A 16,018-nucleotide genomic window follows, 5' to 3' on the forward strand; every position below is an offset into this window, starting at 1 on the left:
TTGAACTCTCAGGACTTTCTAAGTTACATTTCAGCAACAAACAGTTGGACACTTGATCATGGGTGCTCGATCGAGGGCCTGCGCTCCCCAGGGAGTATCGCCATTGAGGGAAAGACTGCATTCATGAACATCAGCAAGGTCGCCGCAACCTCCGCACTTGTCATTGCCGCACTCGGCGTTGCCACCGGCACGTCGCACGCTGCCCCGGCACCTGCTCCCGCGCCCGTCGCGGCCTTCCTCGACGGCGTGAACCAGGGTGTGAACCAGGTGCTGCCCGGCATCAACTGGAAGACCGGCATCGAGGGCGACGCGGTCGTCGTGCAGACCGACGCGGGCTCGCTCACCACCGAGAACAACCAGTTCCAGGTGCGCGACAACCAGGGCAATATCGTCGTCGCCCTGCCGCTGGCCTACACACTCGACGACCTCGAGTACCCGATCGACGCCGCCATCGACGGCACCCGCGCCACCCTGACCCCGCGCACCGACGTGGCCTCGGCCCGCCCGTCCACCCTGCTGAAGGACGTCGTTCGCCAGGACGCCTTCGATGACGCGGTCGGCGCCGCGGCCACCCAGTTCGGCATCATCACCGCCATCGGCACTCTCGTCGGCACCCTCACCGGCGGCCTCGCCGGCTGCGCCATCGGCGGCGTCGGCGGCCTGGTCCTCGGCGTCCCGGTGCTCGCCCTCGGTGGCGCCACCGGCGTCGCGGGCTGCCTCGCCGGTGCCGCGGTCGGCATCCCGCTCGGCGCGGCCGCGGGCCTGGTGCTGACCGGCGTCCCCGCCGCGATCGCCATCGGCATCGGCTTCCACAACCGGATCAACGCGCCGGAAAACCAGTAGGTAATCGTCGCGAAGGCCCCGTCCACCCGGATGGGGCCTTCGTGGAGTTCACTGCGCGAGACGGATGCGCAGCTTCTCATAGGTGGGGATGAAAACCTTTCGGCGGTACCGACGTTCGACGATCTCCCAGGGGCGACCGGCGGCGGTCAGCGCTTCGAGAAGCGCGGTGAGTTCGGAGTGGACGAGTTGCGCGCCGAGGCACAGGTGACGGCCGCCGCCGAACCAGAGCTGGCGGGTTTCGGGGTTGTAGTCGCGGTCGACGCGGAACTCGCCCGCGGCGTTGTTGATGGTCCAGGTGAGGATTTTGACGTGTTCGCCCGCGCGTAGGTCGCGGTCGGCGATGCGGACGTCCGCCGTGACCGAGCGGCCGACGAGGTAGGCGGGGCTGGTGACGCGCAGGGTCTCTCGGACCGCGTCGGGGAGCCGGTCGGGAGCGGCGAGCAGGGCGCGATGCTCGCCGGTGTCGTGCATGATCGCGACCATTCTGGTCATGGCGCTGGCGAGGGTGTCGGTGCCCGCCACGGCCATCAGGATCGCCAGGCCGCCCGCGTGCTCCACGTCCAATCCCAGTTCACGGCAGCGGCCGAGAGTGGTGTCGGGGTCGGCGCGGGCGTACGCATCGGGAACATTCACGGCGAGCTGGGTGGCCAGCGCACGGGCGCGGGCCAGCGCGACGGGGTCGAGTGTCGTCGAGGCCATGGTGCCGAAACCCAGGTTGACCAGCTCTTCGACATGATGGAACAGCCGCAGGAACAGCGCGTCGTGGTCGTCGGTGTAGTCGCCGCCGATGGCCGCGGCGATGTCTTCGGGGCGCATGCCGACCAGGTCGGAGACGCTGCGGCCGACCAGGATCTGCGCACGGGCGGCGATGTCGACGGTCTCCCCTGCGGCGAGCCGTTCGCGCAGGTCGCGCAGGTCGGGGCCGATCACTCGCTCCACCAGCGCATCGGTGTGGGTGAGGGTGAACAGGTCGCGCACCTTGGACCGCAGGTCGGTATGGCCCGGCCCTTCGAACAGATCCTCGACCCAGTCGCCGATGACCTGCGCCCACCAGTGCCCGGCCGCACCCTCGGACACGATGCTGAAATGCGTGCTGTCGTTATAGATCTGGCGGGCCACCAGCGGATCGGCGACGAACCAGCCGAGTTTGCGAACCTTGCGGATCGGCCGCGCGACCCGGCCAAGCAGCAATAAGCCAGGCAACCAGGGCTGACCTGCGGCGAGTAGGGTTAGTTCATGGCGTCGGGCAGAGCTCCACACCCCGGCACAATCTAATCGACCCGGCCCGATTAGTGAAGGTCTGTGGCTAGGATCGGCGAGATGCGCTGGTGGTGATCTGTGCATCACGCGATATCTGGAAGTGAACAAGCATGGTGAGATCGACAATCGAAGCCGTCGGCGCGTATCTGCCGGCCAGGGAAGTGACCACGGCGGAGTTGCTGGCACAGCTGGCAGTCGACGCACCGCTGGATCTGGAGAAGGTCAGCGGAGTCAGGGCGCGCAGGGTTCGCGGCGAATCCGAGGACTCGTTCACCATCGCCCTCGCCGCTGCCCGTAGCGCGCTGGACAATTCGCGCTACGACCCCGCCGATCTGGACGTGATCATCTCCTGCTCGATCACCAGGACCCGCGGCGAGGACTTCTGCCTGGAACCCTCGTTCGCCCTGATGCTGCGCACCGCGCTCGGGGCAGGCAGGGCGATCCACTTCGACGTGTCCAATGCGTGCGCCGGGATGATGACCGGAGTTCTCCTGCTGGACAGGATGATTCGATCCGGTGCGGTACGTCGCGGCATGGTGGTGTCGGGGGAATGCATCACGCCGATCGCCGATACCGCGGTGCGGGAGATCTCGCAGAAGTACGACCCGCAATTCGCCTCGCTCACCGTCGGTGATGCCGGCGCGGCCGTGGTGCTCGACGGTACCGACGGGCCAGGGCTCGACTACGTGGAGCTCAACACCAGCGCCGCTTTCGCGAAGCTGTGCCTCGGGATGCCGAGCGATCAGGGGCCGGGGGTCGCGCTCTACACCGACAACCGCGCGATGCACAACGAGTCCAGGTACCTGCTGTGGACCTCGCGGCAGCTGGAGTTCCTCGCCGCCCGCGGTTCCAGCTTCGCCGAGGAGGGTTACGACTACCTGATCCATCACCAATTCAGCGGCCCTGCCGTGGAATTGATCAACAAGATCGCCGAGCGCGAATTCGACGCGGCGATGCCGCCGGGGCTCGCGGTGCTGGACAGATACGGCAACACCGCGTCGACCTCACATTTCGTGGTGTTGCACGACGCGCTGCGGCAGGGACTGATCGCGCCGGGGTCGAAGGTTCTGCTGGTACCGGCGGCCTCCGGGGTGGTCGCCGGATTCTTGTCGGTGACAATCGGCGATCTGCGGGTATAGGACAGTATGGGAATCATCATTTCTTCGGCAGTGACGCGCAGCGGCGGCGTCAGCTCGGTGGGACAGGCGGCCGACGCCGCGCGCACGGCGTTGGCGGGGGCTGGTTGTCAGCCCGATCAGGTCGACGCGCTGATCAATGTGGGCGTTTACCGCGATGCGAACCTCGTGGAACCGGCGGTCGCGGCGCTGATCCAGCAGGCGGCGGGGATCGGATTGGACTACCGGCGCGGTGATGTGCCGTGTCTGTCGTTCGATCTGATGAACGGCGCCTGCGGGGTGGTGAACGCGGTGGGAGTGGCCGCCTCGCTGCTCGCCGACCTGCCTTCCGGGCATGTGGTGGTGGTCTCCGGGGATGCGCATCCGTCGGGGCTGGCCGATGCGGAGTTCGCGTTCGAGCCTGTCGGGGCGGCCTTCGTACTCGAGAATTCCGCTGAAGCCGCGGGTTTCGGCAGCGTCCATGTGAGCGCCGGTGACGTGCTGCCCGATCCACAGGGGTATGTGAAGTTGTCCGCGATGGGAGCCGAAGGGCGCTCGTCGTTGACGGTGGAATTGCTCGCCGGGACAGCGGAGCTCGTCGAACACGCCGCCATCGCGGCGCGAGAAGCCTTGGCCGCCGACGGTATCGACGCTGCGCAGGTGGTGCTGCTGTGCGGCAAACCGACGGCGGACTTCGCCGGGGAACTGGCTGCCCAGCTCGGCGTGGGCGCGGTGGTGACCGACGACTTCGCCGCCGACGCACACACGTCCGCGCTGACCGCCGCGTTCGTGGCCGCGCGTGATGCCGGACTGGCCGATCGGCCGTTGCTGTTCGTCGCCGCTGACGGTGGACCCACCGCCGCGGCTGTGACCTATCGAGGGGTTGGTGTGCGGTGACACGGTCTCTGCATGTTGTTCCGGATCCGGTGAATGCGCCGCGGCACGGTCGCCATCGCGCGTCAGACGATCCTTCGGCAGGAGTACCCAGCCGGGGCACGGTGCTGGCCCTGCGGTCGATTCCGGTGATCGGCTGGATATTTCTGATCGTCGGTGTGGTGCGGCCGTTCCGGGCCCGATGGTTGCGGGTGGCCTTCTGGATCGATGTGGTGTTGAGCGTCGGGGTGCACGCCGCGCAGATTCCGGCTGCCCGGAAAGTGGCCGCCGAGCGGGGGATCTCGCCCGGCCGGGCCGCCGTGATGACCATGCTGTTCGGGGCTACCTGGTGGAAGACGTTGGGCGAGGGCGAGCAGTGATCGATGCGCCGGGCGGCGATAGTGCGACCACGGGGTTCGGCCCGTGGGGGTACAGCACCTCGACTCTGTCCGGCTGGAGCTCGCATCGACGGTATAGCTTGGCGCCATGACTGTGCTGGTGACAGGCTCAACAGGGTTCGTCGGCGGGGCGATCGTGCGTGGGCTGCTGAAACGGGGGGTGCCGGTTCGGGCGATGGTCCGGGATTCAGCGGCGGCACCGGAGGGTGCCGAGGTCGTGGTTGCCGATCTCGGGGATACCACCGCGCTGGCGCGTGCGGTGACCGGGGTACGGGCTGTTGTACACGCGGCTGCCCTGCTGGGCGAATTCGGTCGACCCGCCGAGTTCTTCGCGGTGAATGTGGCGGGGACCGATCGGCTGGTGCAGGAAGCCGCGGCGGCCGGGGTCGAGCGGTTCGTGTTCATCGGGAGTCCGAGTGCGTTGATGGCGCCCGATGGCGGGGATCAGGTGGGGATCGATGAGACGGTGCCCTATCCCGAGCGGTTCCTGAACAGCTATTGCGAAACCAAGGCTGTCGCCGAGCAATTGGTGCTCGCGGCGAACGCGCCCGGGTTCACGACGTGTTCATTGCGGCCGCGGGCGGTCTGGGGGCCGGGGGATCGGCGCGGGCCGATCGTGCAGATTCTGGCGAAGTTGCGTGCGGGCCGGTTGCCGGATCTTTCCGGCGGACGCGATGTTCGGGCCTCGCTGTGCTACATCGACCATCTCGTCGATGCCGTCGGTCTCGTGCTGGAAGCCGAGAATGTCGGCGGACGCGCATATTTCGTCGCCGATGCGGAACCGGTGTCGGTGTGGCCGACGTTGGACGCCGTGGCCGAACGGTTCGCGTTGGCCCGGCCGAGTGTCACGGTGCCCGCGCCCGTCCTCGGCGGGGCGCTGGCGGCGATCGAAACGCTGTGGCGGATACCGGCGGTCGCGCAGCGGTGGACTCCCCCACTGTCGCGATACGCGGTCGCGCTCGTCACCCGGTCGGCGACCTACGACATCTCGCGAGCCGAGCGTGAACTGGGCTATCGGCCGGACGTCCCGTTCTCGACGGGCCTGGACAACTTCCATCGCTGGGTCGCCCAGGTCGGCGGGCTCGATCGGCTGTTGGAGGACCTGTGAGTAATCGTGAACCGGAATCGCTGTGGGTGGTGATTCCCGCCTTCGACGAAGAACGAGGAATCGGCCGGACCCTGGCTGCCATTGCCGCGCAACAGGACACGGACTTCACGGTGGTCGTGGTCGACAACAATTCGACCGATCGGACCGTCGAGGTGGTCCGCGCGTTCGCTTCAGCACATCCGGTGCCGCGCATCATGGTGATCCACGAGCAGCAGAAAGGCACCGGAGCTGCCGCCGATACCGGTATGCGCCATGCGATTTCACAGGGCGCGACCTACCTGGCACGGACCGACGCCGACTGTCTGCCCGCGCCCGACTGGACAGCGCGGATCAGAGCCGGGTTCGGCTCCGGGCTGCGACTGGTCAGCGGTCAGCTGATTCCGCGCACCGACGAAGGCGTTTCCTGGATCGACCGCACGATCATTCGGGTGGCTTTGGAAGTGGCGTCGACCTTCGGCAAGGTGCGCTCGGGTAACCGGGACCCGAAGTATCTCGGGCCCTACGTGATGACACCGGGCTGCAATATGGCGATAACCGCCGAATTATATATTGCCGCAGGAGGATTCCCGCGAACCGCGATCGAGGATCTGCACGAGGACCGGGCACTGGTCAACGCGGTGCGGACCATCACCACCGACTACGGGTTGCGTCGGGACGTGCGGGTGTTCGGCTCGAATCGGCGGGTACGCGCCTGGGGAATCCGCAAGACGCTCGCCTGGTATGCCGACCATCGGTATCGGCCCGAAGTGGTCGACATTCGGTGAGGGTCGCGCCCGTCATGCCCGCACGCCGTGCTCGACTACCGAGGGGGACCACCGATGACCGACTTTCTCGAACGGCTTGGGGCGCAAGCTGAACGGATTCCGGATGCCTCGGCACTCGGGACGGTCGGCAAGCGTGCGCTCACCTACCGGGAACTGGTGGACACCGTCGGCCGGGTGGCGAACAACCTCGGCGAAGCCGGGTTCTCGGCAGGTGATCGGATGCTGTTCTCGATCCGGCCGAGCGTGTCGTCGGTGATGTTGATCTTCGGGGTGATCGCCGCGGGCGGAACGATCGTGTTCGTCGACCCCGGTGTGGGGCCGGAGCTTTTCGCCAAACGGGTCGGCGTGGTCGAACCTACTTGGGCAGCAACGGAATCACTGCTGTATGCCGTGAGTGGGCCGCTTGCCGGGTTCGGCCGCAAGAAGGGGCTGGAACTGCCCCGGTTCGGCGCGCTCGATGTTCGGCACATCCACAGTGGGGTGTGGGTGCCCGGCACACCGTTCGGGTCGATTCCGTTGCGGCGGTTCACCGGCGATGCGCGCCAGACCGTCCTGCCGGCCCCGAAGCCTGATGCGGCGGCGTTGATCGTGTTCACCTCCGGAACCACCGACGAACCGAAAGCCGTTGTGCACACCCGTGCTTCGCTGAGTGCGGGGCTCGCCGCGATGGGCGGAAAGACCGATCTCGCGCCCGGCGCCTTCCTGCACACCGAGCAGCTCATGATGGGACTGCCCGCCTTGATGGCGGGAGCACGGTGGGCGATGCCGCGATATCCACGGTTCGGTACCCATATCGACCCGGTCCGATTCACGCAGAATCTGCGAAGCGCGACGCACGCGTTCTACACCCCGGCCGATCTCGCTGTCGCGCTCGACGCGATCGAAGCCGGCGATCTCACGGCGCCACCGAATCTCCGTCAGGTGGCCCTCGGCGGCGCGCCGGTCACGTCGACACTCCTTCGCCGGGCACGGAAGTCATTGCCCGACACCGAGTTTCTGGCGATCTACGGGATGACGGAGATTCTGCCGGTGGCGGTAGCGACCGGCGCCGCCAAGCTCGCGCACGACGGGGATCTGCTCGGTTCCCCGGTGCGGGGTGTGCAGGCGCGGATCGCCGACGACGGCGAACTCGTGCTGTCCGGCCCGAACCTATGTCGCGGCTATCTCGGCGCCCAGCCGCTGACCGAGATCGCGACCGGCGACCTCGCCCGCTGGGACGGCAAGGAACTGGTCCTCACCGGACGCAAGAAGGACATGATGATCCGGGGGAAGACGAACATCTACCCAGGGTTGTATGAGCCCGTGATCACCGCGATCGACGGTGTGCGCGAGGCGATCATGGTCGGTCTGCCGGACGAGATCGGTGACGAACGGATCGTGCTCGCCGTTGTCGCGGAACCGGGATCCGGGGACATCGCGGCGCTGCTTCACGAACGACTGCCGCGGGTCATCGACACCACCGCCGTCCCCGACGACATCGTGGTGGTGGATCGAATTCCGGTCAGCGGACGAACGAACAAGCCGGACCGGGCGGCACTACGGGAGATGGTGCGCGGGCTGCTCGCCTAGTCGGACAGTCGCGCGAACCCGCTGTAGCATTATGTACACAACGTAGCAGTCGTGAGTACACTTGCCTCTATGAAGCAGATCCAGCAACGCGACCTTCGCAACGACAGCGGAAAAGTGCTCGCCGCGGTCGAAGCAGGCGAGAGCTTCATCATCACTCGCAATGGCAACCCCGTGGCCAAGCTCGAGCCCCTCGTTCGACGGACCTTTGTGCCCGTCGCCGAGCTGGCGCGCACGAGCGCCCGACTCCCGCGCGTCGACTACCAGCAGTGGCGTGCCGACCTGGACGCGATGATCGACCCGGAAATGCCCGACGGTGAGTGAGCCAGCCGAGCCCCTCCACATCCTCCTCGACACGTCGGTGCTCATCGACTACAGCGATGTTCAATCGAGCCTGCCTACAGACGCAGACGCTGCGATCAGCGCCGTCAGCGTGGCCGAACTCGCCGCCGGCATCCACGCCGCCATGGACCCGGTGCGCCAGGCACAGCGCCAACTCCGCTTCCAATGGGTTGTCAGGTCCTTCGATCCACTCCCGTTCGAGATCGACACAGCTCACGTGTACGGGTCGCTGGCTTTACTGGTCGAGCAGATCGGCCGCAAACCCCGGCGCCGGGTTGCCGACCTGCAGATCGCGGCCACCGCGGTCCAGCATGCGCTGCCGCTCTACACCCGAAATCCCGACGACTTCAAGGGGCTCGGTCCGCTGCTCAACATCGTCGCTGTGTAGCCGCCGAATCAACAGGTGACGGAGCGGATGGTTCGGTCTGCCAGAGATTCGATGGCTGCATGCGGGAGTATGGCGTCGACGTAGCAGAAGGTGACCGACATCGTGGTGCCGAGGGTAGCTACCGCGACCGTGAGGGCACTGGCGCAGGAGTTCGTTCCGGCGACTGTGAGGGCGGTGATGTCTAGGGGCTCAGGGGTTTCGGGTGGGGTCAGTTTTCCGAGGTTGCTGAGTGTGACGTTCCACGGTGCGCGGCGGTCGATGAGTTCGATGGTGCGCCTGCCGGATTCGAGTGATCGGGGACAGCCGTAGCGGATGGCGGCCAGGGCGGTGAGGTCGTTGTTCTTCGCCAGTCGTTGAGTCAGTTGGGTTTTCGCCGCGCGGGCCGCGTCCCAGAGGGAGTGAGACAGGCCGTAGGGGACGAAAGTGGGGACTACCGCGGTGAACATGCCGGGCTCGTCGTCGTCCGGGGGTGGGTTCAGGCGGGAGCGGACGTCGACGGGGATGCCGATGCCCGCTACGCCGGAAGGTTGGGGGGCGAGTTCGCCGAGGGCGTTGGCCAGGGCAGCGGACAGCGCGGCGTTCATGGTGACGTCGTGCTGATGGCACCGGGTGCGAAGGTCGGTGAGGGTTGCCCCCTCGATGGTGCGAATCACGGTGCGGGTGCGGCGGATCGGGAGCGGCGGCGGGGTGCCGGGCAGGCTGGCCGGGCGGCGGGCCATGGCGGTGAGTTGGCCGGTGATGTTGGTGCGTAGACAGCGTAGGAGTCGGGTGTGTGCGGGCGGGATGAGGTCGTCGGGGGCTGGGATCGGCGGGCGCGAGGCGGCGGGGACGGGAGATCCGAAGGCGTAGGCGAGGATTCGCCAACCCAACGACGTCATCGAGCGTCCGTCGACTAGGACGTGGGACAACACGAGGATCAGGTCGTGGTGTTCCTCGGAAGTGCCTGGGCGCCAAACCAAATCGATGAGGCGCCCGGGTTCCGTTGCCAGATCGACGGACTCGGCCAATTGTTCGTCGAAGACCGTGCGCCACTCGTCGGGGTCTTCGGCGATGCGGTGCAGGACCGGTAGGTGCGGGTCGGCGGACGGGGCGAAACGCGGGCCGTCGACCACCGTTGTTCGCAGCAGCGGAAACTCCGCGACCAGCGCGTCGGTGGCCGCTTCGAGGCGGTAGGCACCGATCGAGCCGCGCACCCGCAAGCGGACGACGCAATTAGCCGGCGACAACTGATCGACGAGCCAGAACCACCGCTCCGACGCCGACAGCGGCCGCATCACCTCACCCATCGCGGCCTCCTGTGTATCGGCAATTGTGTCACCGCCGAGCGTAACGAACCGACGCCCGCTCGATCCTCAGCACTTTCACATGGCGTTACTACATGCGTATTATGGACTTATGGGTTTCGAGTGGCCTGATTGGGCGATCGCTCACCTGATCGGCATCGAACCCAGCGAGGTTCGGCAGGTCCTCGCAGCGTCACGACGGTGGCCACGCCCGGCCTTCGACGGCCAGGTGACCGTTCTGACGGTGTGGGGGCGCACCACAGCCGGCCGCCCGCTGATCGTGGTGATGCGACAGCGGGAGGACTGGACGTGGGTGATCATCGGCGCACGCACGATGCGCGCCGAGGAACTGGCGCAATTCGAGCAGTGGGAAAGTGGGAGCCAATCATGAGCGAGCCAGGACTTCCGTCCAGCAGAGAAGAACTCGCCGACTTCATGGATCGGCTGAGTTTCTCCGACGAGCCCACCGACGCCCCACCACGCCTTCCGGTCAACGAAGACATCATGGTGACCACGTCGATCCGCCTCCCTCTCGGCCTACACAGCCGCCTGAAATCCCTCGCCGACGAACGCCGCGTAGGCGTATCGACCTTGCTCCGAGAATGGGCCGAAGCGGCCGTCGCCGAAATCGACGACGAAGACCAAATGATCTCCCTCGCCGAAGCCAAACGCGCCCTCTCCCGAGTCCACCCGATCCACCGGGCGAGTTGAAGAGCGAACCCGCCATTCAGGCCGGCTACCGCTCGGGCCGCTTGGTCGGTGCTGATGGTGCCCGCACCGGTGAAGCGGCGAATCACCGAAAGGACTTCGACGGTCCAGTGCTGGGGGCGATCCAGCGATTGTCGGCTTCCAAGGCGGCGCGACAGCTGTCACCGAGGGGGCTGGATTCAGGAGAGCGGGAAGACGACCGAGGCCCCCGCAAAGCGGAGGCCTCGGTCATGCTGATCAGCTAGCTCTGCCTCAGCGGCGGCGCTTGCCCTTCGAATCGGTGCGGGCCGCTTCGCGACGCTCGCGGCGGGTGCCGGACTGCTGGCCGCCGCCGTATTCCTGGGCGTCGGAATGGGATTCGGCGTGGCCGTCTTCGGCGGGGCCCGAGTAGTTCATCGCGCGGGCGGGCTGGTCGGTGATGCCCTTGGCCCGCAAGGCCGGTGGGGCCTGGACGGGGGCGTCCTGGACCGGCGCGCCGACCGGGGAGCGCAGGCCCTTGTCGATGGAGACGCCTTCGGGCTGGGGCTGCTGGACTTCCACCTGGAGGTTGAAGAGGAAGCCGACGGACTCCTCCTTCAGGCCTTCCAGCATGGCGGCGAACATGTCGAAGCCTTCGCGCTGGTATTCGACCAACGGGTCGCGCTGGGCCATGGCGCGCAGGCCGATGCCCTCCTTGAGGTAGTCCATCTCGTAGAGGTGTTCGCGCCACTTGCGGTCCAGGACCGAGAGCAGGACCTGGCGTTCCAGGTTGCGCATGGCGCCTTCGCCCGCGAGGCCGTCGATTTCCTGTTCGCGCTTCTCGTAGGCGTTGTGGGCGTCTTCGAGGAGGGTCTCGCGGAGTTCGTCGCGGGAGAGTTCGCCCGCGTCGCCGGTGGCGGTCTCGCCGGTGAGTTCCTTGTGGTCCAGGCTCACCGGGTAGAGGGTTTTGAGGGCGGTCCAGAGCTTGTCCAGATCCCAGTCCTCGACGTAGCCCTCGACGGTGGCGCCGTCGACGTAGGCGGTGGTCACGTCGGTGATCATGTTCTGAACCTGACCCTCCATGTCCTCGCCACGCAGGATCTGGTTGCGCTCGCCGTAGATCACGGTGCGCTGCTGGTTCATGACCTCGTCGTACTTCAGAACGTTCTTGCGGATCTCGAAGTTCTGCTGCTCGACCTGGGTCTGCGCGCTCTTGATGGCCTTGGAGACCATCTTCGCCTCGATCGGGACATCGTCGGGCAGGTTCAGGCGCGTCATGATCGACTCGAGCGCGGCACCGTTGAAGCGGCGCATCAGCTCGTCGCCCAGCGACAGGTAGAAGCGGGACTCGCCCGGGTCGCCCTGACGGCCGGAACGACCACGCAGCTGGTTGTCGATACGGCGCGACTCGTGACGCTCGGTGCCGAGCACATACAGACCGCCGGCCTCGCAGACCGTTTCGGCATCTTCCTCGGTCTGCTTCTTGACCTGCTCGAGCGCGGAGTGCCAGGCGGCCTCGTACTCGTCGGGGGTGTTCACCGGGTCGAGGCCCTGCTTGCGCAGCAGGATGTCAGCGATGATGTCGGCGTTGCCGCCGAGCACGATATCGGTACCACGACCGGCCATATTGGTGGCTACGGTGACCGCGCCGGGGCGACCGGCCTCGGCGATGATCTGCGCTTCCTGCTCGTGGAACTTCGCGTTCAGAACCGAGTGCGCCACACCGCGTTTGGTGAACTGCTTGGACAGGTACTCCGAGCGCTCCACGCTGGTGGTACCGATCAGGACCGGCTGGCCCTTCTCGTGCCGCTCGGTCACGTCGTCGACGACGGCGGCGAACTTGGCCTCTTCCGACTTGTAGATCAGGTCGGCCTGGTCCTTGCGGACCATCGGCTTGTTCGTCGGGATCGGGACCACGCCGAGGTTGTAGATCGAGTGCAGCTCGGCGGCCTCGGTCTCGGCGGTACCGGTCATGCCGGACAGGCGGTTGTAGAGGCGGAAGTAGTTCTGCAGGGTGATCGTGGCCAGGGTCTGGTTCTCCGGCTGGATCTCGACCTTCTCCTTGGCCTCGATCGCCTGGTGCATGCCCTCGTTGTAGCGGCGACCGACCAGGATGCGGCCGGTGAACTCGTCGACGATGATCACTTCGCCGTCGCGGACGATGTAGTCCTTGTCGCGCTGGTAGAGCTCCTTGGCCTTGATGGAGTTGTTCAGGTAGCTCACCAGCGACGAGTTCGCGGACTCGTAGAGGTTGTCGATGCCGAGCTGATCCTCGACGAACTCCACGCCCTGCTCGTGCACGCCGATGGTGCGCTTCTTGATGTCCACTTCGTAGTGGACGTCCTTCTTCAGCAGCGGTGCGATGCGCGCGAACTCGGCGTACCACTTCGACGAGGCGTCGGCCGGGCCCGAGATGATCAGCGGGGTGCGGGCCTCGTCGATGAGGATGGAGTCGACCTCGTCGACCACGGCGAAGTTGTGACCACGCTGGACGAGATCGTCCAGGGAGTGAGTCATGTTGTCGCGCAGGTAATCGAAGCCGAACTCGTTGTTCGTGCCGTAGGTGATCTCGGCGGCGTAGGCCACGCGGCGCTCGGCCGGGGTCATCCCGCCCAAGATCACGCCGACCTCGAAACCGAGGAAGCGGTGCACGCGGCCCATCCACTCGGCGTCGCGCTTGGCGAGGTAATCGTTGACCGTGACGACGTGCACGCCGTCACCGGAAATCGCGTTGAGGTACGCGGGGAGCACACAGGTCAGGGTCTTGCCCTCACCGGTCTTCATCTCCGAGATATTGCCGAGGTGCAGCGAGGCGCCGCCCATGATCTGGACCTTGTAGTGCTTCTGGTTCAGCACGCGCCAGGACGCCTCACGCGCCACGGCGAAGGCCTCGAGCAGCAGGTCGTCGAGGGTTTCCCCGTCGGCGTAGCGCTGGCGGAACTCGTCGGTCTTGGCGCGCAGCTCGGCGTCGGTCAACGCTTCGATCTCGTCGCCGTACGCGATGACCTCATCGGCGAGGTTCGAGAGCCGCTTGACCATGCGACCTTCACCAATCCGTAGCAACCTCGTCAGTGTCAGCGCAGGCACGGGTCTCGTCAGTCCTCTGGTCGGAGTTGTGTTCAACGGCGATGGTAGTCCGCAGACCACCGTACCCGGCGGCGCGGACCCGTGCCCGACGTACCGGTGCAGTCATTACCCCAGGTCACGACGCTCGGCGAGCCTCCTTGCCCGGCACCGCGATTCACCTGCCGTGACGTAGGATGTAGCGCGTGCCCGATCAGCGCCATGGGCGCGCGAAGCGTGCTACGGCACCGGAAGGAGCTTCGGAGCGCGTGATCACGAGATTGACGCCGCAGGACGCGTCGTTCTATCGGCTCGAGTCGAGCAGCAACCCGATCCACATCGGCTCTCTCGCGATCCTGAACAACTCCTCTCCCGACGCCGAGGGCCAGGTACTGGACTACGAACGCCTCGTCGACCTGGTCGAATCCCGGCTGCCGCTGGTGCCGCGCTACCGCCGCAAGGTGCGCGAGATCCCACTCGCCATGGGCAGGCCGGTATGGGTCGAGGACAGCCGTTTCGACATCAGCTATCACATCCGCCGCTCCGCGCTGCCCGGTCCGGGCAGCGACTGCCAGCTCTACGATCTCGTCGCCCGGCTCGCGTCGCGACCCCTGGATCAGGGTCGGCCGCTGTGGGAGATGTATCTGATCGAAGGGCTCGCCGACGGGCGCGCGGCGGTGTTCACCAAGTCGCACTCGGCGCTCGTCGACGGTGATACCGCCCTCGAAATCGGGCACGTGATCCTCGACAACTCCCCGCTGCCGCGCGAACTGGCCGACGACTCGTGGCGTGCGCCGCGCGAACCAACCGATGTGGAATTGCTGGCCGGGGCGCTGTCGCAGCTCGCCGCGCAGCCACGCGAGGCCTACGGCGTGATGCGCGACGCGGGATCGAACGCGTTCGGGGTGGTGCGCGGCACCCGGATGGCAGTGAAGGCCGCGGCCAATGTGGTGCGCGCGGCGACCTCGAGCGCGGCGCCGGACAGCCCGCTCAACGCCCGCACCTCGCGCAGCCGCCGCTTCGACGTGGTGCGCACCGATCTGGACGACTACCGCACGATCCGCAGGCATTTCGACTGCTCGATCAACGACGCGGTGCTCGCGGTGGTCACCGGGGCGCTGCGAAACTGGCTGCTCTCACGCAACGAGGCGCTGGTCGAGTCGACCAATCTGCGCGCGGTGGTGCCGATGTCGGTCTACGTCGACGGCGACAACCAGCTCACCCCGGCCAGCGAGGTGTCCTCGTTCCTCATCGATCTGCCCGTGGGCGAACCGAATCCGACGATGCGGCTCTCGCACATCTCCCATGCCACCGAGGCCGCGGGCAGGCAACGTCGCGGCGTGCGGGCCCGCACGCTCGTACACCTGGCCGGATTCGCGCCCGCGAGCCTGCACGCGATGAGTGTGCGGGCGGCGAGTACGTTCGCCGACAACAGTTTCAATCTGGTGATCACCAACGCGCCGGGACCACAGACCGCGATGTACATCGGCGGGGCGCGCATGCTGGAGATGTATCCGGTATCGCCGCTGCTGCGCAATCAGACATTGAGTTTCGGACTCACCTCGTACGACGGTCAGGTCTTCTACGGACTCAACGCCGACCGCGACGCCATGGCCGACATCGATGTTCTCGCGGCCTCGGTGCACGAATCGATGGAGGAGTTGCTCGGTGCCTGTCTCTGAGAACGACACGATGCGGGTCTACATCCCGGCGACGATCCCGCTGCTGCGCCAACTCGTCGACGAGCAGCAGTTGCTCCCGCTCGGCGCGACCGCGTTCGCCGTGACGCCCGCCCTGCGCGAGGCCTACGCCGCGGGCGACGACGAGGAACTCGCCGAAGTGGCGATGCAGGAAGCCGCGCGGGCCTCCATGCGGCTGATCGCCGCCGAGCGCGACGGACTCGACGATCCGGACGACGCCGCCGAGGGCGAAGCGGCCAACCCGGGTAGCCCGGTGTATCGGCGCGCGGTGATCGCGGCGGATGTGCCGGGGGCGAAGCTGCGGCCCGATCTCGACGATGCCGTGGTGAAGCTGTCGGGGCCGATCAGCTTCAAGCAGGTCGCCGCGGTGCATGTCGACCTGGCCGAGGCGGAGCCGCAGGTCGCCAAGGCCGTGGACGTCATCGATGCCGCCGACCTCGGTGATACCGATGCGGAATTCGTCCTCGGCGACGCCGAGGACCATCAGCTGGCCTGGTACGCGCCCCAGGAGCTGCCGTTCCTGCTCGAGCTGTTGTAGCTGCGGCGGTCGGCGGCCCCGGTTGCCCGATGTTCACAACTAGCGCTCAACCTACGATGCCGTAACCTGGCTGCGAGCGAGTCACCCCACGGTGGCTCGAATGCACGACAG

The 16,018-nt window shown here is 66.8% G+C and carries 16 protein-coding genes; 13 read left to right on the forward strand and 3 right to left on the reverse strand.

Annotated features, from left to right (window positions below; genetic code table 11):
- Positions 1 to 123 precede the first annotated feature (123 nt).
- Positions 124 to 843 (forward strand): hypothetical protein, encoded by a 720-nt coding sequence (locus tag ACFWO8_RS00550; RefSeq protein ID WP_378940351.1) that lies wholly within the window; start codon positions 124 to 126, stop codon positions 841 to 843.
- A gap of 48 nt (positions 844 to 891) precedes the next feature.
- Here the strand turns inward: ACFWO8_RS00550 and ACFWO8_RS00555 are convergent, their stop codons facing one another.
- On the reverse strand, positions 892 to 2,046 hold the full coding sequence (locus tag ACFWO8_RS00555; RefSeq protein WP_378940353.1) for a cytochrome P450: 1,155 nt from the start codon (positions 2,044 to 2,046) through the stop codon (positions 892 to 894).
- A gap of 167 nt (positions 2,047 to 2,213) precedes the next feature.
- Between ACFWO8_RS00555 and ACFWO8_RS00560 the strand changes: the two genes are divergently transcribed.
- From ACFWO8_RS00560 to ACFWO8_RS00595, 8 genes are all read left to right on the forward strand, one after another.
- Complete coding sequence (locus ACFWO8_RS00560; protein WP_378940355.1) at positions 2,214 to 3,242, forward strand: 3-oxoacyl-ACP synthase III family protein; 1,029 nt, start codon at positions 2,214 to 2,216, stop codon at positions 3,240 to 3,242.
- 6 nt (positions 3,243 to 3,248) lie between these two features.
- Positions 3,249 to 4,115 (forward strand): hypothetical protein, encoded by an 867-nt coding sequence (locus tag ACFWO8_RS00565; protein ID WP_378940357.1) that lies wholly within the window; start codon positions 3,249 to 3,251, stop codon positions 4,113 to 4,115.
- Positions 4,116 to 4,216: 101 nt separating this feature from the next.
- Positions 4,217 to 4,471, forward strand: coding sequence for a hypothetical protein (locus ACFWO8_RS00570; protein ID WP_378940359.1), 255 nt, complete (start codon positions 4,217 to 4,219; stop codon positions 4,469 to 4,471).
- Between the two features lie 106 nt (positions 4,472 to 4,577).
- Positions 4,578 to 5,597, forward strand: a complete 1,020-nt coding sequence (locus ACFWO8_RS00575) for an NAD-dependent epimerase/dehydratase family protein (protein WP_378940361.1) — start codon at positions 4,578 to 4,580, stop codon at positions 5,595 to 5,597.
- Complete coding sequence (locus ACFWO8_RS00580) at positions 5,594 to 6,361, forward strand: glycosyltransferase family 2 protein (protein WP_378940363.1); 768 nt, start codon at positions 5,594 to 5,596, stop codon at positions 6,359 to 6,361. Before ACFWO8_RS00575 ends, ACFWO8_RS00580 begins: the two co-directional genes overlap by 4 nt.
- A gap of 54 nt (positions 6,362 to 6,415) precedes the next feature.
- Positions 6,416 to 7,930 carry a class I adenylate-forming enzyme family protein gene (locus ACFWO8_RS00585; protein WP_378940365.1) on the forward strand — a complete coding sequence of 505 codons (1,515 nt, stop codon included), beginning with the start codon at positions 6,416 to 6,418 and terminating at the stop codon, positions 7,928 to 7,930.
- Positions 7,931 to 7,999: 69 nt separating this feature from the next.
- Positions 8,000 to 8,251 carry a type II toxin-antitoxin system Phd/YefM family antitoxin gene (locus tag ACFWO8_RS00590; RefSeq protein WP_378940367.1) on the forward strand — a complete coding sequence of 84 codons (252 nt, stop codon included), beginning with the start codon at positions 8,000 to 8,002 and terminating at the stop codon, positions 8,249 to 8,251.
- A complete protein-coding gene (locus ACFWO8_RS00595; protein WP_378940369.1) occupies positions 8,244 to 8,657 on the forward strand; it encodes a type II toxin-antitoxin system VapC family toxin in 414 nt (137 codons plus the stop codon). The genes ACFWO8_RS00590 and ACFWO8_RS00595 overlap by 8 nt, the downstream gene beginning before the upstream one ends.
- A gap of 8 nt (positions 8,658 to 8,665) precedes the next feature.
- On the opposite strand, the gene ACFWO8_RS00600 is transcribed toward ACFWO8_RS00595, so the two are convergent.
- The gene (locus ACFWO8_RS00600) at positions 8,666 to 9,943 is read right to left on the reverse strand and encodes a hypothetical protein (RefSeq protein WP_378940371.1); all 1,278 of its coding nucleotides are present in this window, start codon (positions 9,941 to 9,943) and stop codon (positions 8,666 to 8,668) included.
- Between the two features lie 109 nt (positions 9,944 to 10,052).
- On the opposite strand from ACFWO8_RS00600, the gene ACFWO8_RS00605 reads away from it, so the two are divergent.
- Positions 10,053 to 10,331 (forward strand): hypothetical protein, encoded by a 279-nt coding sequence (locus ACFWO8_RS00605; protein WP_101466053.1) that lies wholly within the window; start codon positions 10,053 to 10,055, stop codon positions 10,329 to 10,331.
- Entirely contained in the window at positions 10,328 to 10,651 is a 324-nt protein-coding gene (locus ACFWO8_RS00610) for a hypothetical protein (protein ID WP_378940373.1), read from the forward strand. Before ACFWO8_RS00605 ends, ACFWO8_RS00610 begins: the two co-directional genes overlap by 4 nt.
- A 249-nt stretch (positions 10,652 to 10,900) precedes the next feature.
- Here ACFWO8_RS00610 and secA read toward each other — a convergent pair whose 3' ends face one another.
- Positions 10,901 to 13,693, reverse strand: coding sequence for a preprotein translocase subunit SecA (gene secA, locus ACFWO8_RS00615; RefSeq protein WP_378940375.1), 2,793 nt, complete (start codon positions 13,691 to 13,693; stop codon positions 10,901 to 10,903).
- A 245-nt stretch (positions 13,694 to 13,938) separates the two neighbouring features.
- Here secA and ACFWO8_RS00620 point away from each other — a divergent pair, with 245 nt between their 5' ends.
- Positions 13,939 to 15,351: a wax ester/triacylglycerol synthase family O-acyltransferase gene (locus ACFWO8_RS00620; protein ID WP_378916778.1), complete on the forward strand. Its 1,413-nt coding sequence runs from the start codon at positions 13,939 to 13,941 to the stop codon at positions 15,349 to 15,351.
- A gap of 10 nt (positions 15,352 to 15,361) precedes the next feature.
- Complete coding sequence (locus ACFWO8_RS00625; RefSeq protein WP_378942975.1) at positions 15,362 to 15,907, forward strand: DUF6912 family protein; 546 nt, start codon at positions 15,362 to 15,364, stop codon at positions 15,905 to 15,907.
- Positions 15,908 to 16,018 lie beyond the last annotated feature (111 nt).

This window comes from Nocardia sp. NPDC058480, from assembly GCF_042720495.1.
In the GTDB taxonomy this organism is placed as follows: domain Bacteria; phylum Actinomycetota; class Actinomycetes; order Mycobacteriales; family Mycobacteriaceae; genus Nocardia.

Bases quoted from the DNA above. Each gene is read 5' to 3' on its own strand.
- ACFWO8_RS00550 (WP_378940351.1), top strand. From the start codon at position 124: ATGAACATCAGCAAGGTCGCCGCAACCTCCGCACTTGTCATTGCCGCA.
- ACFWO8_RS00560 (WP_378940355.1), top strand. From the start codon at position 2,214: ATGGTGAGATCGACAATCGAAGCCGTCGGCGCGTATCTGCCGGCCAGG.
- ACFWO8_RS00565 (WP_378940357.1), top strand. From the start codon at position 3,249: ATGGGAATCATCATTTCTTCGGCAGTGACGCGCAGCGGCGGCGTCAGC.
- ACFWO8_RS00575 (WP_378940361.1), top strand. From the start codon at position 4,578: ATGACTGTGCTGGTGACAGGCTCAACAGGGTTCGTCGGCGGGGCGATC.
- ACFWO8_RS00585 (WP_378940365.1), top strand. From the start codon at position 6,416: ATGACCGACTTTCTCGAACGGCTTGGGGCGCAAGCTGAACGGATTCCG.
- ACFWO8_RS00590 (WP_378940367.1), top strand. From the start codon at position 8,000: ATGAAGCAGATCCAGCAACGCGACCTTCGCAACGACAGCGGAAAAGTG.
- ACFWO8_RS00600 (WP_378940371.1), bottom strand. From the start codon at position 9,943: ATGGGTGAGGTGATGCGGCCGCTGTCGGCGTCGGAGCGGTGGTTCTGG.
- ACFWO8_RS00605 (WP_101466053.1), top strand. From the start codon at position 10,053: ATGGGTTTCGAGTGGCCTGATTGGGCGATCGCTCACCTGATCGGCATC.
- ACFWO8_RS00610 (WP_378940373.1), top strand. From the start codon at position 10,328: ATGAGCGAGCCAGGACTTCCGTCCAGCAGAGAAGAACTCGCCGACTTC.
- ACFWO8_RS00625 (WP_378942975.1), top strand. From the start codon at position 15,362: ATGCGGGTCTACATCCCGGCGACGATCCCGCTGCTGCGCCAACTCGTC.